Consider the following 19,632-nt stretch of genomic DNA (forward strand, 5'->3'; position numbering starts at 1 on the left):
CTAAGGCGCGGTAATAGCGCTCATGCAAATTGCCCGGTGAGCTGGCCACCTACGCTGAGCCTGGGGCCGCCCAGCGTTCAGCGCCGACTGCGCGACTAGGCGTGGCTCATGCCGGGCACTCCGCTCATAGCCATGCGGTGCGCGTGACTGGTATTGGTGGTGGAGTTGGCTATGGGCGCTTTGGTGCGGCGGGTAGTACCGGGCGGGCCCGGCGTTGGCGGGCATGGCGTGGGGCGTGCTGGGCCAGGGCTGGCGCCTCGGCCGCTAAGTAAGCAGCTTTTCTCCTCTGAGTGCGCGTACTCAACTGCTAACTTAACGGCAATGCCATGCCCGTAGCAGCCCGCCTATCCGGAAAGGTTTAGGGCAGAAGAGCCCCAATTCGGGCGTACAGCCGGCTAGCCCCGGATTTTGCACGTGCCAGGCCCGTACCTTATACCGCCATCGGCTTAGCCTGCGTCGTACAACAGACTCGCTCTGGCCACGAAGGCCAGCGGCTACTTGCCCCACTGTTTTATGAAAAATGCTCCTGCCGATTACCGCTCCCTGCTCGATGCCCTGGCCCGCTGCGTAGCCGCCTGCGAATATTGTGCCGATGCCTGCCTGGGCGAAGACAACATCCAGATGATGGTGCCTTGCATCCGCACCGACCGCGACTGCGCCGATATCTGCCGGCTCACGGCAGCTTTTATCGCCCGCAATTCGCCCCACGCCCCGCACATTATCAAGGAGTGCATCGAGCTTTGCCAGAAGTGCCACGATGAGTGCGCCAAGCACCAGCACGGCCACTGCCAGCAGTGCGCCCAGGCCTGCCAGCAATGCCTGGAGGCTTGCCGCACCTACGCAGCCTAGCGCCTGTCATCTATCAAAGCTGTCAACTACCAAAAAGGCCCTGCTTGTGCAAGCAAGTCCTTTTTGGTAGTTCATACTGCGCCTTACCCCAGTGCATCCATCGACAGGCGCTCAGGCTGCAGCATGCGGCGAAACTCGCTTACCGAGCGGCCGGTCACCTGCCGGAACTGGTTGCTCAGGTGCTGGCCCGAGCTGTAGCGCAGCTGGTCGGCAATCTGCACCAGCGTCATTTCGCCGTAACTGAGCAGCTCCTTCACGCGCTCTATCTTCATGCGAATGAGGTACTTCTCGATAGTCAGGTTGGCCGTGCGCGAGAATACCTTGCTCAGGTGCGAGTAGGTGGTGGCAAAGCGGTCGGCCAGAAAGGCTGATGTGGTGAGGGGCGCCGGCGCGGTGCGCAGGTGCTCCAGGTACTCCTGCAACACAGCTTTGATTTGCTCGGTCAGCTGCTCGGCCCGGTCAAGCAGCACGTCGAAGCCCGCTTCGCGCAGTAGCGGGGCTACTACGCGGGGGTCGACGGGGGTGCTGGGCGCTAGCTGGGCGCGGCCAAGCGTGACATCGGTGGGCTCGTAGCCGGCCTTAACCAGCAGACTCTGAACCGCCTCGACACAACGCGGGCAAACCATGTTTTTGATGTGCAGCAGGGTGGTTTTCACGGAATAGAATTAGGGTAAAGTGGTAGAAGTGCGTGGTGCCGACGGCCGACGTGCTGGCAAGCTGGCCCGCCGCGCCGGGGCGGGGTAGGGCCGCCCGCCCAGCCTTTGCCAAACCAGTGCGTAGTGGCCCAGCCTATAAACGGAATTATGGCCAGAAAAGTAATAGCTAACAGGCAAAATCCCAGAAAAAAAGCTGCACCAAGCCGCCCAAAAAAACGGTCGCTTACTCCGAATAAGTACCCTATCAGGCTGCTGCTCAATACAAAGCTGGCAGTTGCCAGGATGCCTGCCCGCCGCCAGTTATAGGCAGCCATGCGACGGCGCAGGCGTTGGGACAGCGGTAGGGGAGCAGGAGCGGAGCGGGCCATTAGGCCACAAATTTATTACGGCGGTCGCTAGTATCGCGCAGGCGTCTGCCGCGAGCCCGGTTTTTACGTGGGGGCCGGGGCACAAATGACGGTGTATTTTAACTCAGGTGTTACCTTAGCGCGCCACTTTTCCTCACTGCCGGCTGCTTGCTGAGTAGCCAACCTAGTTTTAAGACTTTATGAATAGCCGCACTTATCGCCTTTTGGGTTTGGCCCTGGCCTGTTCCTCGTTGCTTAGCGCTTGTAGCGACAAGGCCAAACCGGGGTCTGTCAATGTTGAGATGGGGTCCGTTAAAGGAGAGTATGCCAGTCCGCACCAGGGCACGCCCAATGGCGACTCGCTCGCGGCCGGCCTCAGCCGCGATACCACGCATTATCCTACTGGTAAGCAGCTCTATAAGGAGTCGGGCCGCTCGACCGACCGCAACCGCGACGGAGTAGCAGATTAAGATGCCCCTGACTTCCGCCTAAGCAAAAGAGGGTCGCCCCACCGGGGCGACCCTCTTTTGCTTAGGCGGCTGGCTGAGCTGGCTAAGTTAATTAAATACGAAGCCGTTGGGACCTACCTTCACCTCAAACGAGTCGATGGGTGCGCCGCCGGCGGCCGGGTAGCGCAGAAAGCGGCCGTTAGTGGTATAGCCCGTTGAGATAGCGCCGAAAATAGTGTTATCGCGGGGGTCGATGCCAAAGCCGTTGAAATTACGCCGGATGAAGGGCATTGCGGGCAAGGCCGTGGCGGTGGTGCTTAGCTGGTACTCAGCTCCGTTATAGCTGTAGTAGAGCTGGGTTTTATCGGGGCTGATGCGCAGCTGGGCCGGGCCGCTGCTGGCAAAGGGCAGCGTTAGCTGCGCCGTGGTGCTGCCCGGTGCGAAGCGCACCAGCGCGGCCGGTGGCGTACTGCTGGCCCCGTAGGGCTGCGAGCACAGAGCCCAGAGGTTGCCGGCCTGGTCGGCTACTACCGTTTTAGGTCCGGCTGTGACGGTCACGGTTGAGGTTACTTTATTGGTCGTTGCGTCGATAATTGACACGGTATTGTCGTAGCTGTTAGGCACATAGAGCAGGCCGTTGAGGGCAAGCAGCTGCTCGGGGCAGCGGCCCACCGTAATGCTGTCGATAACCGTGTTGCTGGTCAGGTCGAGCACCATCACCTGGCCGGGCAGGTAGCCGGTGTAGGGGCCGCGCCACGAGGTAACGTAGCCCCGCGTGGCCGAAGTAGCGGCGAAATATCGTGGTTGCCGAATATTACGCAGCGTGGCTACGGACTTAAAATCGGGCAGGCTCACGACCTCTACTTTGTTGGAGGCATTCACGCAGATGTAGCCGCGCTGGCCCACGATACCCATATCCTGCACCACGTCGCCAAGCTTGGCCCCGCCGTTGGCGCTGGCGAAAGCATCGACGGCCAGGGTTTTGGTCGATTTGTCGAACGCACTGACTGCTCCGTCGCCTTTCTGGAACTGGCCTTCACTAAGAATATACACGCCGGTAGTAGCCGGCACGGCGGGGGTGGGGTTGCTTTGGGGGTCGCAGCCCGCCAGCGCAAGGCCACCAAGCAAAAGCACGAGCAAAGATTTTTTCATAAAAAGAAAGTGCCGGAAGTAATCGGCCAGAAAAAAGTAAGGAATTGATAATCAGCGATAATTAAACCGTAGCGATACCGTGCAGGCCCGCGGCGGCGCGGGCCGCGCCGGGTAGCTCTCGTAGCTGTGGTTGAGTAGGTTGGTGCCTTGCAGCAGCAGCGTGAGGCTGGTGCGGCCAGGCAGCGCCACGGTGCGGCCCAGCGTAGCGCTGAGCAGCCCTACTGCCGGCAGAAAGCCGTCGCCCGAGGCATCGGTGTACACGTAGCTGGTGAAGGTGTAGGCCGCGCTGGCCAGCCAGCCACGCCACTGGTGGTCGGTGGTGAGCGTGGCCCGGTGCAGCGGCACATAGGCCAACTGAATGCCGGTGGGGTCGGTGTCGGCGGCTACGCCCTGGGTTTTCTGGGTTTGGGTGAAGCTGTAAGCCAGCCGGCCGGCGGCCCGGTAGCGGCCCCGGCGCAGCCGCAGCGACGTGCTTGCTTCGAGGCCCTGGCTGCGCACCTGGCGCAGGTTGCGGGGCGAATAGGTGCCGCCCGGCCCAGCGGCAGCCACTGCACCCAGTTAGCAACGAGCTGGTGAAAAGCCGTCAGCTCGGTTTCGAGGGCCAGTGCCGGGGCCAGCCGCGCCCGGTGGCGCAGGCCCAGCTCGTAGCCCATGCCCGATTCCGGGCGCAAATCGGGGTTGCCGCCCGGCTGCCAGTAGCGCTCGTTGAGCGTAGGGGCCCGGTAGGTGCGCGAGGCGCTGGCTTTCAGGGTGAGGCCCGGCCGGGTGGCGGCCAGTGAGTCGGTGGCGGCTGCCTGGTAGAGGTCCCACTCGGCGCCCACGGTAGGCGCGAGCGGAGCCAGCCCGGCCGGCAGCGCCGCCTGGCGCAGGTTGGCCGATAAGCGCAGCGCAGGGCGTGGGTCGTAGCGCAGCAGTGCAAAAGCGGCGGCCCGGTTTTCGGTTATCGGCTCGGGGCCGTAGCCATCGACCACGGCCGCAAAGTGCTGCGCCTCCAGGCCCAGGCGCAGGCTGGCGCGCGGGCCCAGCGGGGCCGTGTACTCGGCCTGGCTTTGGGTGGTGCGCACCCGCGAGTTGCTGACCGCGCCCTGGTCGGAGTAATTGATAATATCCTCAAACCATGCGCCGCGCACGCTCCACTGGCCACCACCCGTGGTAGCCCGCCGGTAGCCCAGCACCAGGCGGTGGCTTTGGTCGAGCTCGCGGGCATTAGAGCCCGCTACTCCGGTGCCCTGCTGAATTTCGCGGTCGGTATCGGTCAGCCACACGGTCGCGGTCAGCTCGCCGGCTGCGCCCACGCGCCAGGCCAGGTCGGGGCTGAAGCTCCATTGGTGGCGCAGGGCCGCGTTTTGCATGGTGTAGCGCACCAGGCCGGCGGGCTCGCGCAGCAGGTAGGGGTAGTTATTATCGGCGTGGCGGTAGCTGGCTGCTACGCGCACTGCCACCCCGGCGCTGGCCGAGCGGGCTTCCAGGCTGCCGCCGTGCAGGCCAAAGCTGCCAGCATCGGCCTGCACGCTGCCCCGCAGGCCGGGCCGCCAGTCGGGGTCGGTGCGCAGCAGGATGGCCCCGCCCACCGCGCCGCTGCCGTAGAGCGCTGCCGCCGGGCCGGGCTGCACCGCCAGCTGGGTATTGCCGCTGATGGGCAGTAGCGCCAAATCGTTTTGCCCGAGCGTGGGCAGCGTAATATTCAAGCCGTTCCAGAGCACGGCCGTGTGCTGCGACGACGTGCCGCGCAGCGAGATGGTTGCCAGCTGTCCTGGCCCGTAATTCTTGATATACAGCCCTTCGCGCGCGCCCAGCACGTCGGCCGCCGTGCCGCCCCGGTACTGCGCCAGCACCGCCGAATCGACTTCGAGCCGGGGGCTGCCCACGGCAAAGCGCTCGGGCCGCACGCCGCGTACCTGCGCCTCGGGCAGCCGGTGCCGCCGCGTGGTAAGGGTGTCGGGGGGCGGGGCGGTCTGGCCGCGGGCCGCCCCGGCGCTGGCTATCAGCGCCAGCAGGGCGCACACCTGCCGCCGGCACTGCCCGCCGGAGCCACTGCTTGGGAGTATGTTAAAAATCAACACGAACTAAATTTTCAGCAGAAAATTCAGTCCAAAACCCTGTCGAAATTCCAAGTCGAAACCAAAAACACGCCGGGGCTGAGGCCGAAAGCCGCCGTGCGGCGCGGGTCCTTGCGGGTCGCGCCGAGCAGTCGCTCTCTGTCTCCGCTCGTCCTCCGCGAGCGCTGAACCTGTGAGTGCCCTGGCAGGTCTCCTGGCTTGCGCTGCCGGGTGGGCGGCCTTCCCGCTGCGCTGACTATCAACTTGATAACTAACGCTGGCAGTGGCTTGGGGTGCCCACCCCGATGTAGCGCGTACAGTTGCGGGGACAGCTCCGGCATCGAACCGGATTCCCTTTTCAACCTCGCTCCGTGGGTAGGAGTCTGGTCACCGTGGCGCCACAAAGATAGGTGCTTTGGACCCGGAAAGTGCGTTGGCCTGGCCGGGGCCGCCGGGCCGGTGGCGTTTTGCGTACGTACCCAGGCCTCGCAGCGTCTTTTCTTCGTCAGCACGACCTGCTGCACCTTACCTGCCCACTTTTGGTACTTCCCCTCTCTTTTTATCAGCGCCCCGACGTGCTCAGCATTGCCCGTGAGCTGCTGGGCAAACACCTTTGCACCCGCATCGACGGCGAGCTGACTACCGGCCGCATCGTCGAAACGGAGGCGTACCGGCACGAGGGCGACCCCTCTATTACGCTGCACCTGCAGCGGAAGCGTAAGCAGGCGCAGGCCTTGTATCAGACTGGAGGACAGGCATATTTGTACAACGTATATCGCATTCATACGCTGTTCAACATCACTACCCACGACGCCGCGCACCCCGATGCGGTGCTTATCCGGGCCATCGAGCCGCTCGCCGGAATCGACGTGATGCTGCGCCGCCGGGGCCTCATTAAGCCGGCCCGCAATCTTACCGGTGGCCCGGCGCTGCTAAGCCAAGCTCTGGGCCTCACGCCCGCCCTGAATGGCGAGCCCCTCAGCGGCCCCTGCTTTGGCTGGAGGATGCGGGTGTAGTATATGAAAAAGAAGATATTTTAGCCAGCTCCCGCGTGGGCCTGGGGTATGCCGGCCCCGAGGCCGTAGCGCTGCCCTGGCGCTTTCGCCTAAAAGACAGCAAGTGGACCAGCCCGGCGAAGTAGCCGATACGCTAGTCGGCTTCTGGGGCAGGATATGGATTGGCGTGGGCGCGCTCCAGCCAGCGCTCGGGATGGCGAAGTGGTGTGTAGCCGTGCTGCTCGTAGAGGCCGTGCGCGTCGAGCGTAGCCAGCAAGTGGCGGCGTAGGTTTTGCAAGTCTGGGTGGGCCAGTACGCTGCTTACCAACTGCTTGCCCAAGCCGTGGCCGCGGTGCGCCGGTAGCACAAACACGTCGCAGAGCCAGGCAAACGTGGCCCGGTCGGTAACAACCCGACAAAACCCGGCCAGCGTGCCGTCAGGCGCGTAGGCGCCGAAGCATAGGGAATGGGCAATAGCCCGCTCAACGGTAGCCAGCGGAATATGCCGGGCCCAATAAGAGTCTTGGCTCAGGTAGCGGTGAATGGTGGCTAGGTCGAGGCGAGCCGGGTCGGTGCTGATGAAATAGTCCATGCGGTGGTGCTTAAGGCACGGGGGCCAGGTGGTGCCGCTCGTCTTTCACGGCGTTGTGCACGCCCCAGCTTACCTCGTGCTCGAAGGCGTGGTGGCGCACCGGGCAGTCGGGCATGTGGCACAGCGAGCAGGCAGCAAAGGAGCACGGGTCGGCGTGCACAAACATCTCTACTTCAACTGCCGCAAAGCGGGCCCGAATCAGCTCCTCAATCTCGTGCAGCTCGCGGTGAATATGCTCCAGCGAGTAGTAATACGGCATCTGCATGTGGCAGTCGATGTGCAGGTTGGCGCCGTAGCGCTGCACGCGCAGGTTGTGGACATCTATCCAGCAGGGGCGGCGCAGGCGCTGCAGCTCGGCAATAACCTCGGCCACGGTGGCGATGTCGCTTTCGTCCATCAGGCCGCCCACGGCGCTGCGCAGCATCTTATAGCCGTTGAATAAAATGAAGCCGCCCAGCCCCAGCGCCGCGCCGGCATCGAAGCGAATAATGCCGGTGAAGTGCACCAGCACCAGCGCCGCCGACGAAACGATACTCGTGAGCGCGTCGATGTACAAGTGCTGACCGTCGCCCACCAGGGCTACCGACTGCACGCGCCGGCCGGCCCGTATCAGCCACAAACCCAGGCCAAAGTTGACAAGCGAAGTGCTGGCCAGCAGCGCCACGCCCCAGTCGGGCCGCGCCACGGGGTGAGGGTGCAGCAGGCTCAGGCCAGCGCTATATAGAATAAATACGCCGGCAATGAAAATCAGTGCCCCTTCAAACCCAATCGATAAATATTCGACCTTGCCGTGGCCGTAGGGATGATTCTCATCTTTGGGCAAGTCGGCCAGGTAGAGGCTGTAAAGCGCAAAGCCGCTGGTAAATATGTTGATAATACTCTCCAGCGCATCCGTCAGCACCACCTGCGAGTGGGTAAGGCGGTAGGCATAAAACTTAGTAAGCACCAGCACCACGCTCACCGCGAGCGAGAGCAGGCCCAGGCGGCGCTTGAGGCCAGGAGATGCGGACATAAAAAGCAGAGTTGGGGCAACAGCCGCCGCAAAGGTCGGCACGCCGGGGCAGAGTAGGGCGGGGCATATTCTCCGGCAACATAGCCCAGCAGCAACTTTTTTAGGCAGAAAACAGTATTTAGGGTAGTTTAAAAATATTTTTAGGCTAGCCTAAAAATGGCTGTTAGCTTTGTTTAACCATTCGAATTGCCACGCGTTGTTACCCGTCGATATTCCCGTTAGCACGCCTGCCGGCCCGGCCCGGCCCGAGCCCGGCTGGCGCCACGCCCGCAGCAGCAACTCGTTGAGTGAGGTACATGGCAGCATCGTAATGCCGGGCGCCGGGGCCACTTTCTGGCAGCGGTTTCGGGCCTATTGGGGGCCGGGGCTGCTGGTGGCGGTGGGCTACATGGACCCCGGCAACTGGGCTACCGACCTGGCCGGCGGTGCCCGGTTTGGCTACACGCTGCTGAGTGTAGTGTTGATTTCCAACCTGTTTGCCATGCTCTTGCAGCACCTGGCGGCGAAGCTGGGCATCGTAACCGGCCGCGACCTGGCCCAGGCCTGCCGCGACCACTATTCCAGGCCCGTCGCCATCAGCCTGTGGGTGCTGTGCGAAATCGCCATCGCCGCCTGCGACCTGGCCGAGGTTATCGGCTCAGCCATTGCGCTCAACCTGCTCTTTGGCCTGCCGCTGCCCTGGGGCGTGGCCTTTACTACGCTCGACGTGCTACTGGTCTTACTACTGCAAAACAAAGGCTTCAAGGTAATTGAAAGTCTGGTGGCCGGGCTCATCTTTCTGATATTTGTCTGCTTTCTCTACGAGATACTCGCCTCGCACCCCAATTGGCTGGGCCTGGCCCGTGGCTTGGTACCGCAGCGCGCAGTCGTCACCAACCCGGCTATGCTCTACGTGGCCATCGGCATCTTGGGGGCCACCGTGATGCCGCACAACCTCTACCTGCACAGCAGCATTGTGCAGGTGCGCCAGATTGAGCCCACCGAGGCCGGCCAGCGCCAGGCCATCCGGTTTGCGACCATCGACTCGACGGTGGCGCTGTTTCTGGCGTTTTTTGTCAATGCCGCCATTCTGGTGACGGCCGCCGCGGCATTTCATGGCAAAGGCCACGAAGACGTGGCCGACATTGCCGATGCCCACAAGCTGCTGACGCCGGTGCTCGGGGCGGGAGCGGCCAGCGTCGTGTTTGCCATTGCCCTGCTGGCCTCGGGCCAAAGCTCCACGCTCACCGGCACCCTGGCCGGTCAGATTGTGATGGAAGGCTTTCTGAATCTGCGGCTTAAGCCCTGGGTGCGGCGGCTCATCACGCGGCTGGTGGCGGTGGTGCCGGCGCTGGTGGTAGCCGTGCTTTACGGCGAAAAAGGCACCGGCCAGCTGCTAATATTCAGCCAGGTAGTGCTGTCGCTGCAACTCTCGTTTGCGGTGGTGCCGCTGGTACTTTTCACCAGCGACAAGCTCAAGATGGGCGTATTTGTCAACAAGCCCTGGGTGCGCCTGCTGGCCTGGGCGGTAGCCGGGCTGATTATCGGGCTGAATATTTTTCTGCTTTGGCAAACGGTAGCCGGATAAAAAGCTTTGCCGGAAGCGGGTTTTATAATATAGTAAATTTAATATATTAAGACCGCGCCGGTCGCTGGGACCATTGGGGCCGGGGCCGGGCCGAACCTCTGCGGCTTGCCGTAGGTTTGTAGTCCCGTGCCAACGTCCCCGCTTCGCCTGCTGCTTCTTACTCCGCCGCTCACGCAGCTGAATACGCCCTACCCGGCCACCGCCTACATCAAAGGGTTTTTGGGCGGGCGCGGCTACCAGGTGCGGCAGGCCGACCTGAGCCTGGAGCTGGTGCTCCGGCTTTTTTCGAAAGCCGGCCTGGCGCGCGTATTCAACGAAATCGAAGCCGGTGACTACCGCCTCAGCGATAATGCCCGCCGGATGCTGCGCCTGCGCCACCGCTACGAGGCCACTATCGGCCCGGCCATCCGGTTTTTGCAAAACCGGGACCTTACCCTGGCGGCCCGCATCTGCCACGGCCGGTTTTTGCCCGAAGCCAGCCGCTTCGACAACGTGGCCGACCTGGAAGCGGCCTTCGGCACAATGGGCCTCACCGACCAGGCCCGCCACCTGGCCACGCTGTACCTGGAAGACCTCGCCGACCTTGTGAAGGAAACCGTGGGCCCGCAGTTTGGCCTCTCGCGCTACGCCGAAAGCCTGGCCATGTCGGCTACCCATTTCGACCCGCTCCACGAAGCCCTGCAAGCGTCCCCCAACCTCGTCGATACGATGCTGCTGGAGCTGCTCGATGAGCTGCTGGCCGAAGTGCAGCCCGATATTGTGGGCTTTACCGTGCCCTTTCCCGGCAACCTCTACGCGGCCCTGCGGCTGGCTCGGCGCACGAAGGAAGTCAGCCCCCAAACCGTAACCGTAATGGGCGGCGGCTACCCCAATACCGAGCTGCGGGGGCTGAAGGAGCCCCGTTTTTTTGACTACATCGACTATCTGACGCTCGACGATGGCGAGGGGCCCTGGCTGCGCCTGTTTGAGTATCTGCAGCATAAAAACGAGCACCGGGCTGAGAGGCAGGCAGATGGCCGCGAGCTGTTGCAGCGCACATTTTTAAGAAATGAGGCGGGCCAGGTCGAATACATTAACCACCCGCACCCCGATGTGCCGCACCCCGAGGTGGGCACGCCCGACTACTCCGACCTCAAGCTCGGCGACTACCTCTCGGTGATTGAGGTGCTGAACCCCATGCACCGTCTCTGGAGCGATGGCCGCTGGAACAAGCTGACCGTGGCGCATGGCTGCTACTGGAAGCGCTGCTCGTTTTGCGACGTGACGCTCGACTACATCGGCCGCTACGAAGCGGCACCGGCTACACTGCTGGTGGACCGGATTGAGCAGCTGGTGGCCCAGACCGGCCAGACCGGCTTTCATTTTGTGGACGAAGCCGCGCCGCCGCTGTCCCTGCGCGACCTGGCCATTGAGCTGCTGCGCCGCCGCGTGAGCATCAGCTGGTGGGGTAATATTCGGTTTGAGAAGACTTTCACGCCCGACCTATGCCGATTGCTGGCCGCCTCGGGCTGCATTGCCATCAGCGGCGGCCTGGAAGTGGCCTCGGATAGATTGCTGGCGCTGATGGAAAAAGGAGTGACCATTGCGCAGGTCGCCCGCGTTACGCAGGGCTTTACCCAGGCGGGCGTGCTGGTGCATGCGTATCTGATGTACGGATTCCCGACCCAGACGGCGCAGGAAACGGTTGATTCGCTGGAGGTGGTGCGGCAGATGTTTGAAGCCGGCATTGTACAAAGCGGCTACTGGCATCGCTTCTCCATGACCGCCCATTCGCCCGTGGGAAAAAATCCGGCCAAGTACCAGGTGGTGGCTATCGGCCCGAGCCCGGCCCCTTTGCCTGGAATGACCTCTGGCACGACGACCCCCTGGGCACCGACCACGAAAGCTTCGGCCCCGGCCTGGCTAAAAGCCTCTACAACTACATGCACGGCGTGGCCCTGCGCGAGCCGCTGAGCTTCTGGTTCGATTTTAAAGTGCCGCGCTCCACGGTGCCGCGTCAGCTTATTCAGCAAGCCCTCAACGAGCCCGGCAGCCAAAAGTCAGCGGTAGCCAAGTCTGATTTTGCTCAGCCCAACCGGCGCCTGTTCTGGCTCGGCAACGCGCCCGAGCTTCGCCTCGATACCCAGGTGGGCGCCAGCCCGAAGGATAAAAAAGCCACGCGGGTCGTCCTCACTTTTTACGAACAGGCCGAAGACTTTGAGGTAAAAACCACCGAAGCCATTGGCCCCTGGCTGCATCAGCTCATCACGAAGCTGAGCGTCGACTACGAGACGAAAGTCCTGCTCAAAGAAGCAGCTAGCAGTTTCCCCGCCGGGTCCGGCCGCTGGGAAGACTTCCTGCAAAGCCCGGCCTGGCAGCAGCTGCGTGAGAAGGGCTTGCTGTTGGTTTAAGGATTAACGGTCGCGCAACCAGGCGCTTACCTGCGCTTGCAGATAAGCCTCCGGCCCCTGCCGCACGCGCTGGCTGCCGAGCAGTGCCCGGCCACCGGCTACTGCCGTCCTGGGCAGCGCCGGGTCGTACAGCGCCAGCAGGCGGCCGCGCTGGGCCCGCTCCCGCCAGTCGCGGCGCGTGGACAGCGGGGGCTCCGGCATATTCTGAATAAGGATGAAGGAAGGGCGCGACGCTGAGTTTTCGGCCAGCAGCTCGGGTAATCTGCCGGCCCGCCGCCCGGTTACCCAAACTCCTACGCGGGCGGTATCGACGCCCGCCGTGCGGCGCAGCAGGGCCAGCGCATTGGCCAGCGCCGGCGCCGTGAGCGTATCGGCCGCCGGCAGCAGCAGTACGGTATGGCCCTGCCGGGCCAGGGCATCGGCCCAGCCCGGTGCGGTAGCCGCCGTGGCGGGCGTCGGGAAAAACGCCAGCGCCAGACCAGGCAGACTTTCGTCGGCGGGACTGAAAAGCAGGGCTTGGCCTTCGGTTCCCGCTACGCCATCGCGCTGTACGCGGTACACAGTTGGTTCGGGCGGCCCCCGGCGCACCAGCAGCACCGGATAGCGAGCGGAGTCGAGCCGCAGCGTGCCACGCCAGAAATCGCCCTGCCGGGCCAGCTTTAGCGCTTCACCAGGCAGGCCGGGGCGTACCAGATACAGCGTGTCGTGGGCAAAAGTCAGCGTATCGGCCACAAAGCTCAGGTTGGGCAGCTCGGGCAAAACCAGCTCGGCATCGTAGTGGCCGGCACTTGGGTGGCGCAGCTCCAGGGCTGCGCGGAGCTCGGGGTGCCCGGGGGCTTGCAGGCTTCCGGCAAAGTGGCCGGTGGGCAGTGGCAGGGCCGTAGCCCGGCTGGTTTGGTCAGGGCGGCCCTGGCAACCCGCCAGGCCTATCAAGAGCAAACATAGCCAATGTCCTATACTGCTGCGCTTCACCATATGCTGTGCCTGCATCGCCAAAAGTTCTAGCTTGGGCGCCCGGCCAGCCCTTTACGGTAAATGAGGTCACGCTGCACATCCTGGCCCAGCTTAAAGGCCACCTCGCCCACTTCGCGAAAGCCAAAGCGCTGGTAAAAAGCCTTGGCCCGCTCGTTGTGCTCCCACACGCCCAGCACCACGGCCGTGCAGCTTTCGGCCTGCGCCAGGTCGAGGCAGCGCCGCATCAGGGCCGCGCCCAGCCCGGTGCCAATCCATTCTTCCACAATGTAAAGCTGCTTGATTTCGAGCTGCCAGGCCATGGCCGTACTTGCGGCAGCCAGGCCCAGGGTCGAGTTTTTTGCTGCCAGAGCATAGCCCACCAGCCGGCCCTGCATCTCGGCCAGCAGGAAGGTGTTATCAGCGTTTTGCAGCTGGGCCAGCTGCAATTCGGGCTATAGGTTTCGGCCAGGTAGGCGGTCATATCCGCGGGCGTATTAGTAGCCGCGAAGGTTTCCTGGAAGGTTTGGCGGCCCAGTTCAGCCAGCCGGGTAGCGGTGGCCAGGCTGGCTTTAGCCACAGAAATGCGCAGGGGAGAAGACATACTGACTGCAAAGGTGCAGCCGCCCGGCCAGTTGTGACGCCGCCACGGCTAGCGGCTCATGCCCACGCGCCAGCCGGCATAGCTGGTGAGCCCGCCCGCTCCCAGCCCCAGCAGCACGGCCGCCAGCGGCCGGGCACCAAGCACGCCGAGTGCCCGCCAGTCGTAAAGCAATACGTAAAGCCGCAGCAGCTCCCCAGAAATAACAAGATGCCGGCGGCAATCAGCAGCCCGGCCACCACACGGCGCGAAGCAGGCGAAAGAATACGACGGGAAGGCGGGCGACGCGGCATAAGCAGTAGCTAAACCCCCGGCCGCCGCGCGATGTTCCCGCGCTTGCGATTCGCTACCTCTTTCCTACCTTTGCCCTACCAAACACCCCGCGAGAGTAGCTCAGTTGGTAGAGCATCAGCTTCCCAAGCTGAGGGTCGCGAGTTCGAACCTCGTTTCTCGCTCGTTAAGAATCAGCCGCTTAGATGAAAGTCTGAGTGGCTGATTTGTTTTTGGGTTATGCGTTGGGTTATACAAGTTACTACGGCTTGCTCAAGCTATAGTTCTCATATTGCATTCTGAGAGGACTCTTTAGTTTCTTTTTCCGATTCTGCTTCGGTCTTCACGATGTGAAGCACATTTTGAGTACTATTGCTCATCCTTAGTTGGCTATCTTCCATTTGCAGAAAATAAGCTGGCCAAAACACAGCTCATTCAAAAATGATGTTTAAAAGATTACGTATAGTAGATTGGCGCCAATACGGTAATATAGACATTGAGTTTCATAAAAAACTCACAGTTATAACTGGTGCTAATGGGGCTGGTAAAACCACCTTGCTGAATATTCTTAATACTCAGCTAGGTGGAGTACAACAGCCGCTTGTCGGTGTACCCACAATGGGCCTAGCAGGACTAATTTATACATCAGGTTTTCCTAAAGTCCGTAGATTTTTTGAATCCCTTTTGCCTATTCAACCTTATCAACAGCAACAGTTTGCGGGGTTCGCAAGAATAGGCACTATCTACTATGACAATGGACAGTCAGCCGAAATTGGTATTCCACAAAATCCGAGTTCTACATACAACTTCCATATTCCTAATCCTCAGCCAGTAAAAGGATTTTCTATAAATTCAATAAGGCCCTTGTTTAAATATGAACAAGTTTCTCATATCCCAACTAGTTTGTTCCCTAAACAGCAGTATTACAATCTTTATAAGAACTCAAGTAATAATAGATTCTACGGTAATTCCAATAATAACAAAAATGAAACATATTTTATAAAAGAAACACTTCTTTCTTGGGCTACTTACGGCCCTGGTAATGCAATTATTGCGCCTAACCCTCAGGCTCTCAAATTATTCAACGATTTTGAAATCATACTAGGTAAAGTTTTGCCTACTACACTTGGATTTATTAAGATTACTATAAGGCCTCCTGAAGTTGTTCTAGTAACTAGGACGGGTGAATTCCCAATCGATGCTGTTTCTGGAGGAGTAGCATCTATAATTGATTTGGCTTGGCAGATATATATGTTTGACAGTGGTGGTGAGCCATTTGTGGTGACTATAGATGAGCCGGAAAATCATTTGCATCCAGAAATACAAAAAAGCTTATTGCCAAACATGGCACTAGCTTTTTCTAATTGTCAATTTATTGTAGTTACACATAGCCCTTTCATTATTACGTCTATGTCAGACTCCAATGCCTACGCCTTGAAGTATAATGACGTTGGAAAGGTAGATTCTGTTCTTTTAGATCGGGTAGATAAGTCTGGTTCGGCTAACGATATTCTTAAAGAGGTTTTAGGACTTGAGGATACTTTGCCATATTGGGTTGATGATGAGATTAATCGCATCATAGAGAAATACAAAGCAGTCGAAGTTGGTGACGCCAGCATCAGTAGCTTTAAAGATGATCTGTCAAAAGCGGGACTAGGTAAGTACGTACCTGAATCGTTATTGAAATTACTTGAGAACTATAAGAAAATTAATTAGATGGTTCCTTTGATTAAATTACCTAAGCCTGCTGTGCTGAGATTAAGGTCTTTAACTTGGACTGTTAACCTAATGGCATACCGAAATCGTAATGAAAAGCCACCTAAGCTTGTACTCAATAAGTATAATCACAAGAAGGTAAAGGAGACATTAGTAAATGAAACTAGTGGGAAATGTGCTTATTGTGAAAGCAAAGTCACACATGTTTATCCGGGTGATATTGAGCATATTTTACCCAAATCTGATTTCCCCAAGCTTACTTTCGAATGGAATAATTTGACATTTTCGTGCAGTGTTTGCAATGGGCATAAGTCTAATTATTATGATGCTCAAAACCCGGTTTTGAACCCATACTCAGATGCAATATATGAACACATTACGTCTTCAGGAGCAATGATAATTCATATGCCTGGTAGCGTGCGAGGAGAAATAACATACAAACTTCTCGAATTAAATAGGGGTAATTTAATTGAGCGTAGAGAAGAAGCACTTGTTATTTTCAGAAAGTATTTAGATGCATATGTTAAAGAGCAAAATATTTATTTAAAAAGCCTTTATAAAAAAGAAATAATCGGAATGATAAGTCCCGATAAAGAGTTTAGCTTTGTACTAAAAAATTCATTAAGTTTTTTTATTTCTAAAGGATTAAATATTTAGTTTTTAATTGGTATTTAACTGGCATTGTCTTTTTAACCATTTCTTAACCGATTTGTAGACGACATGAAAAGTCCTGCACGAAACAGGCAGGTGTTATAATTATTATTAGCGCCCAAATGTCTGATAAACAGTAATGTGCTTGATAGCAGCCGTGGCATGTCGGCGAATAGCCTGTGTAAGGCAGTCGAGCATGTCATCGTGCGTAGCGGTCGGGAAGGCCGCCGCCTAGCTCACCAAAGCCTCATTCCAGGGCCCTTCCAGCAGCACGAAGCTTCTGACCTCGATAGGCCCTTGCGCTTAGCGATACCCAACTAGCACCTTTTCTACCGTTTTCTCACTCAGAAAGTACTCGTCGGCCAACTGGGCTACTACCTGCTCCCGTTCGGGCCGCTGGGCCCGGGGTACGTTGGTGAAGCGCTTATAAAAGGCATCCCGAATCCGCTGGTTACGCTGGTCGAGATTGGCCTGGCGCACGGCCGCGGGGGTAGTCATAAACAGGCGGGGCAGGGCTACGAAAAAGCCCCATCTGAGGCAGACAGGGTTTTCGGCGCTAGACTATGAAAAACGGGCTGTTGAACCCGGGGGTAAAGCTGGGCTAGCCCCCAGGCTGGGGCAAGCAACTTATACCTAATCGGTGCTCAGGGGCGGCCCTGCTTGCGTAGCTCGGGTAGCGGGCAATAAAGCGGTAGAGACTGCCGGGCGTGCGGCCCAGGGCGTGGGCCAGCGCCGCGGCCGGCCGGTGGCGGTAGTGCTGGGCCAGGAACACGTAGTCGCGGCGCGTGTAGGCCCGGCGAGTCAGTAGGTTGGCATAGACTAGGTAAAAAGGCGGTAGTGACAAGTGGGGTGAAGGCAGGTTTTTTGAGGTGGTAGGCCAGTAGGTAGGCAGCCCTCATCCACTCATCAGAAAAGGGCTATACTTTGGAGCTATAAAAAAGCTCCTGTTTCTCTGCGCGTGCCTGCTGGCCCAAACGAGTGGGCCAGGGGTTGTCGTCGTAAGCCTAAGCTATGGGCGAACAAAATTCACGATTAAGGCTATTATCACCCGGGAGGATGGTAAAAGCGAGGTGCTGGAAATACCGGCTGGGCAAAATGATGAAAAAAAGATGGCTACTTCGCAAGGGTACCAAAAATTGATTGCCAAACTTTATCAGGAGGGCTACACCATCAAGAGCACCTTTACGCTGGAGGGGGCTGGCGCAACTTCGTTGGTATTTGTGAAAGGCCAGTAGGTCACCCGCCCGCCAGCAGCTGAGCCAGGCGGGCGGGTGAGCAAGTGATACTGAGGTGGTCGGGTGAAATAGAAGAGAATTAGGTGCTAACTTCCCACCTCCATGGAAAAAGCGCCTCCCACGAAACGGCCGCGCTATGATGCGGCCTTCCGCGCCGAAGCCCTGCGCCTGGCCAGCGATATCACGTATCTGCCGCTGGCCTCCAGTCAGTAGGTTTACTGCTGTGCCTTTCAGGACGTATGTACCAGGCAGGTGGTGGGCACGGTGCCGCCGGGGCGGCACTTAGCAGGTGCGCGCTGACATGCCCGAGGCGCTGGTGATTACGGCCTTGCAGCGGGCGCTGCTCGCCCAGTGGCCCGCTCCCGGCCTGATTGTCCACTCCGACCGGGGCGGCCAGTACTTGGGCAACGGCTACAAAACCCTGCTGCGCAACGCCCAGGCCCAGCTCTAGCACAGCCGCCGGGGCGGCTGCTACGACAACGCGCAGGCGGAGTGCCGCTGGTCCCGCCTCAAAACGGAGCTACTCGAACTTCGCGATTGGCCTGTTTTCCTGGACTCGGCCGACGCGCAAGCCAGCGTGGTCGACTATTTTGACTACTACAATCACCAGCGCCGCCGCTCCAGTATTGGCTATTTAAAGCCTTATCCCTTTCATCAACAGAAACTTGCCACTATCGCCCAATTCTCTCCTGCCTAACTAGACCAACCCAAGCCAGGCTGGGGGAGTGTGTCCCCTCACTGCAACGTCTCTCTAAAGTTAAGATGGATTGTGCTTGCAAAGCAACTGGTTACGCGGCCCATCATTTTTTTGATGACGAAATGAATGACAAAAAGTGTGTCGTATAGCTCCTTAGGTCGAAAATAAGATTTGAGACAAGCAGTGTCAAAAAAATCAACATTGCCAATGAATTGCCGGGCGTAATAATGCCGTAAATTTGCATCATGCTTCAACCAAAAAACTTGTTGATGAAGCGCGGAACCCTGCTCGGCCGGGAACCGCGAGGGAGCCGGAAGGTCTTCACTACCATCGTTTCTCCCGATTTTACTTCTGGTATTTCCGTTATTTTTTTTGATTGTTGCCCCGCTGCCGTTTCGGATTCCGAAACGGTTTTTTTATGCCCGTTGAGCTCGTCGGGTGCTGCCCCACAGCCAATTTGTATTTCACAACCCCGCTGCTACCCCACCTATACCCCCGTGGACGCTAACCGCCTTGCCCGCAACCGTGGCGGCTGCCGCCAGCGCCTTAGCCCACGCCAGCAGCCCGTTTTTCCGTCGTAGGCCGGGGCAGATAAGAGTTCACATTGTCCGTTTTAGCTAGTCAATCTCATTTTCTTCAGCTTCGGTATGGCACGTAAAGACCTGCTCGACATCGCATCCCTTCACCGTGAGGAAATCGAGTTCCTGCTCGACCAATCCACGTCGTTTAAAAAACTATTCACCCGCTCGGTGAAAAAAATCCCTGCTCTCGAGGGCAAGTCCGTGCTCATGCTGTTCTACGAGGCCAGCACCCGGACGCACTCCTCCTTCGAGGTCGCGGCCAAGCGCCTGTCGGCGGAGGTGACGAATTTCAACGTCGACCACTCCTCCATTACCAAGGGCGAGTCGGTGCGCGAGACCATCGAGACGCTCCAGGCCATGCGCACTGACTACATCGTCGTCCGCCATAGTCACTCCGGCCTGCCCGGCATGATTGCCCGCCAAACCACGGCGGCGGTCATCAATGCCGGCGATGGGGCGCACGAGCACCCTACCCAGGCCCTGCTGGACGCCTTCACTATTAAGGAGAAATTTCCTGACCCCAGGGGCAAAAAAGTCCTCATCATCGGCGATATTCTTCACTCCCGCGTCGCGCGCTCCACCAGCACCCTGCTCCAAAAGCTGGGCGTCGAGGTTGCTTACCTCGGCCCAGGCTCACTGGTGCCTAAGTATGTGCCGGCAAGCATCCGACGCTTCACCGACTATGAGGCGGCCATGACCTGGGCGCCCGATGTGGTGTACCTGCTCCGGGTGCAGCTGGAGCGCCAGGACGTGCAGTTTTTCCCCAGCGTGCGCGAATATCACCGGGTCTACGGCATCACCAATACCCGATTGGCGGAAATCCGCGACCGCGGCCTCTACATCATGCACCCCGGCCCCGTAAACCGGGGGTAGAGCTCTGCG

Annotated in this window: 17 protein-coding genes, 1 tRNA gene, 3 pseudogenes and 1 riboswitch; of the genes and pseudogenes, 11 read left to right on the forward strand and 10 right to left on the reverse strand. The window is 59.2% G+C overall.

The features are described 5' to 3' along the window. The first annotated feature begins 513 nt into the window (after positions 1 to 513). Positions 514 to 849 (forward strand): four-helix bundle copper-binding protein, encoded by a 336-nt coding sequence (locus GKZ67_RS20030; protein WP_173246063.1) that lies wholly within the window; start codon positions 514 to 516, stop codon positions 847 to 849. An 83-nt stretch (positions 850 to 932) separates the two neighbouring features. On the opposite strand, the gene GKZ67_RS20035 is transcribed toward GKZ67_RS20030, so the two are convergent. Then, positions 933 to 1,505: a helix-turn-helix domain-containing protein gene (locus GKZ67_RS20035; protein ID WP_151087123.1), complete on the reverse strand. Its 573-nt coding sequence runs from the start codon at positions 1,503 to 1,505 to the stop codon at positions 933 to 935. Between the two features lie 649 nt (positions 1,506 to 2,154). Between GKZ67_RS20035 and GKZ67_RS20040 the strand changes: the two genes are divergently transcribed. Then, entirely contained in the window at positions 2,155 to 2,322 is a 168-nt protein-coding gene (locus GKZ67_RS20040) for a hypothetical protein (protein WP_173246066.1), read from the forward strand. A gap of 87 nt (positions 2,323 to 2,409) precedes the next feature. Here GKZ67_RS20040 and GKZ67_RS20045 read toward each other — a convergent pair whose 3' ends face one another. Beyond that, positions 2,410 to 3,453 (reverse strand): YncE family protein, encoded by a 1,044-nt coding sequence (locus GKZ67_RS20045; protein ID WP_173246068.1) that lies wholly within the window; start codon positions 3,451 to 3,453, stop codon positions 2,410 to 2,412. 51 nt (positions 3,454 to 3,504) lie between these two features. After that, positions 3,505 to 5,516: pseudogene (locus GKZ67_RS20055) on the reverse strand (TonB-dependent receptor). 162 nt (positions 5,517 to 5,678) lie between these two features. Beyond that, a riboswitch (cobalamin riboswitch) is annotated at positions 5,679 to 5,902 on the reverse strand. Between the two features lie 129 nt (positions 5,903 to 6,031). On the opposite strand from GKZ67_RS20055, the gene GKZ67_RS20060 reads away from it, so the two are divergent. Continuing rightward, positions 6,032 to 6,508 carry a DNA-3-methyladenine glycosylase gene (locus tag GKZ67_RS20060; RefSeq protein WP_254244963.1) on the forward strand — a complete coding sequence of 159 codons (477 nt, stop codon included), beginning with the start codon at positions 6,032 to 6,034 and terminating at the stop codon, positions 6,506 to 6,508. Between the two features lie 133 nt (positions 6,509 to 6,641). Here the strand turns inward: GKZ67_RS20060 and GKZ67_RS20065 are convergent, their stop codons facing one another. Together GKZ67_RS20065 and GKZ67_RS20070 are read right to left on the reverse strand one after the other, a co-directional pair. Next, positions 6,642 to 7,079: a GNAT family N-acetyltransferase gene (locus GKZ67_RS20065; protein ID WP_173246076.1), complete on the reverse strand. Its 438-nt coding sequence runs from the start codon at positions 7,077 to 7,079 to the stop codon at positions 6,642 to 6,644. 10 nt (positions 7,080 to 7,089) lie between these two features. Then, the gene (locus GKZ67_RS20070; protein WP_173246079.1) at positions 7,090 to 8,091 is read right to left on the reverse strand and encodes a cation diffusion facilitator family transporter; all 1,002 of its coding nucleotides are present in this window, start codon (positions 8,089 to 8,091) and stop codon (positions 7,090 to 7,092) included. A gap of 310 nt (positions 8,092 to 8,401) precedes the next feature. Between GKZ67_RS20070 and GKZ67_RS20075 the strand changes: the two genes are divergently transcribed. Together GKZ67_RS20075 and GKZ67_RS20080 are read left to right on the forward strand one after the other, a co-directional pair. Further along, positions 8,402 to 9,658 carry an Nramp family divalent metal transporter gene (locus GKZ67_RS20075; protein ID WP_254245290.1) on the forward strand — a complete coding sequence of 419 codons (1,257 nt, stop codon included), beginning with the start codon at positions 8,402 to 8,404 and terminating at the stop codon, positions 9,656 to 9,658. Between the two features lie 126 nt (positions 9,659 to 9,784). Next, a pseudogene (locus GKZ67_RS20080) lies at positions 9,785 to 12,048 on the forward strand (B12-binding domain-containing radical SAM protein). 3 nt (positions 12,049 to 12,051) lie between these two features. On the opposite strand, the gene GKZ67_RS20085 reads toward GKZ67_RS20080, so the two are convergent. The 3 genes from GKZ67_RS20085 to GKZ67_RS24165 form a co-directional block, all read right to left on the reverse strand. Then, positions 12,052 to 13,038: a hypothetical protein gene (locus GKZ67_RS20085; RefSeq protein ID WP_173246082.1), complete on the reverse strand. Its 987-nt coding sequence runs from the start codon at positions 13,036 to 13,038 to the stop codon at positions 12,052 to 12,054. An 11-nt stretch (positions 13,039 to 13,049) separates the two neighbouring features. Continuing rightward, a complete protein-coding gene (locus GKZ67_RS20090; protein WP_173246085.1) occupies positions 13,050 to 13,448 on the reverse strand; it encodes a GNAT family N-acetyltransferase in 399 nt (132 codons plus the stop codon). A gap of 203 nt (positions 13,449 to 13,651) precedes the next feature. Further along, on the reverse strand, positions 13,652 to 13,774 hold the full coding sequence (locus tag GKZ67_RS24165; RefSeq protein ID WP_262889618.1) for a hypothetical protein: 123 nt from the start codon (positions 13,772 to 13,774) through the stop codon (positions 13,652 to 13,654). Between the two features lie 208 nt (positions 13,775 to 13,982). On the opposite strand from GKZ67_RS24165, the gene GKZ67_RS20095 reads away from it, so the two are divergent. The 3 genes from GKZ67_RS20095 to GKZ67_RS20105 all read left to right on the forward strand — a co-directional run bounded on the left by GKZ67_RS20095 (position 13,983) and on the right by GKZ67_RS20105 (position 16,243). Continuing rightward, positions 13,983 to 14,055 (forward strand) — tRNA-Gly (locus GKZ67_RS20095). Between the two features lie 256 nt (positions 14,056 to 14,311). After that, the gene (locus tag GKZ67_RS20100; RefSeq protein ID WP_173246088.1) at positions 14,312 to 15,586 is read left to right on the forward strand and encodes an AAA family ATPase; all 1,275 of its coding nucleotides are present in this window, start codon (positions 14,312 to 14,314) and stop codon (positions 15,584 to 15,586) included. A gap of 9 nt (positions 15,587 to 15,595) precedes the next feature. Beyond that, positions 15,596 to 16,243 carry an HNH endonuclease gene (locus GKZ67_RS20105; protein ID WP_173246091.1) on the forward strand — a complete coding sequence of 216 codons (648 nt, stop codon included), beginning with the start codon at positions 15,596 to 15,598 and terminating at the stop codon, positions 16,241 to 16,243. Positions 16,244 to 16,540: 297 nt separating this feature from the next. Here the strand turns inward: GKZ67_RS20105 and GKZ67_RS20110 are convergent, their stop codons facing one another. Together GKZ67_RS20110 and GKZ67_RS20115 are read right to left on the reverse strand one after the other, a co-directional pair. After that, the gene (locus GKZ67_RS20110; RefSeq protein WP_173246094.1) at positions 16,541 to 16,735 is read right to left on the reverse strand and encodes a hypothetical protein; all 195 of its coding nucleotides are present in this window, start codon (positions 16,733 to 16,735) and stop codon (positions 16,541 to 16,543) included. Positions 16,736 to 16,838: 103 nt separating this feature from the next. Further along, the gene (locus GKZ67_RS20115) at positions 16,839 to 17,081 is read right to left on the reverse strand and encodes a hypothetical protein (protein WP_173246096.1); all 243 of its coding nucleotides are present in this window, start codon (positions 17,079 to 17,081) and stop codon (positions 16,839 to 16,841) included. A gap of 680 nt (positions 17,082 to 17,761) precedes the next feature. Between GKZ67_RS20115 and GKZ67_RS20120 the strand changes: the two genes are divergently transcribed. The 3 genes and pseudogenes from GKZ67_RS20120 to GKZ67_RS20130 all read left to right on the forward strand — a co-directional run bounded on the left by GKZ67_RS20120 (position 17,762) and on the right by GKZ67_RS20130 (position 19,623). Beyond that, a complete protein-coding gene (locus tag GKZ67_RS20120; protein ID WP_173246099.1) occupies positions 17,762 to 17,923 on the forward strand; it encodes a hypothetical protein in 162 nt (53 codons plus the stop codon). Between the two features lie 63 nt (positions 17,924 to 17,986). Beyond that, a pseudogene (locus GKZ67_RS25375) lies at positions 17,987 to 18,169 on the forward strand (IS3 family transposase); the annotation flags it as partial. A gap of 647 nt (positions 18,170 to 18,816) precedes the next feature. Then, the gene (locus GKZ67_RS20130) at positions 18,817 to 19,623 is read left to right on the forward strand and encodes an aspartate carbamoyltransferase catalytic subunit (RefSeq protein WP_217278641.1); all 807 of its coding nucleotides are present in this window, start codon (positions 18,817 to 18,819) and stop codon (positions 19,621 to 19,623) included. The last annotated feature ends 9 nt before the right edge of the window (positions 19,624 to 19,632 follow it).

The organism is Hymenobacter sp. BRD67 (assembly GCF_013256425.1).
GTDB lineage: Bacteria > Bacteroidota > Bacteroidia > Cytophagales > Hymenobacteraceae > Hymenobacter.

Coding starts and splice junctions, on each gene's coding strand:
- GKZ67_RS20030 (WP_173246063.1), top strand. CDS start 514: ATGAAAAATGCTCCTGCCGATTACCGCTCCCTGCTCGATGCCCTGGCC.
- GKZ67_RS20085 (WP_173246082.1), bottom strand. CDS start 13,038: ATGCAGGCACAGCATATGGTGAAGCGCAGCAGTATAGGACATTGGCTA.
- GKZ67_RS20130 (WP_217278641.1), top strand. CDS start 18,817: ATGGCACGTAAAGACCTGCTCGACATCGCATCCCTTCACCGTGAGGAA.
- GKZ67_RS20040 (WP_173246066.1), top strand. CDS start 2,155: ATGGGGTCCGTTAAAGGAGAGTATGCCAGTCCGCACCAGGGCACGCCC.
- GKZ67_RS20045 (WP_173246068.1), bottom strand. CDS start 3,453: ATGAAAAAATCTTTGCTCGTGCTTTTGCTTGGTGGCCTTGCGCTGGCG.
- GKZ67_RS20100 (WP_173246088.1), top strand. CDS start 14,312: ATGATGTTTAAAAGATTACGTATAGTAGATTGGCGCCAATACGGTAAT.
- GKZ67_RS20110 (WP_173246094.1), bottom strand. CDS start 16,735: ATGACTACCCCCGCGGCCGTGCGCCAGGCCAATCTCGACCAGCGTAAC.
- GKZ67_RS20065 (WP_173246076.1), bottom strand. CDS start 7,079: ATGGACTATTTCATCAGCACCGACCCGGCTCGCCTCGACCTAGCCACC.
- GKZ67_RS20070 (WP_173246079.1), bottom strand. CDS start 8,091: ATGTCCGCATCTCCTGGCCTCAAGCGCCGCCTGGGCCTGCTCTCGCTC.
- GKZ67_RS20075 (WP_254245290.1), top strand. CDS start 8,402: ATGCCGGGCGCCGGGGCCACTTTCTGGCAGCGGTTTCGGGCCTATTGG.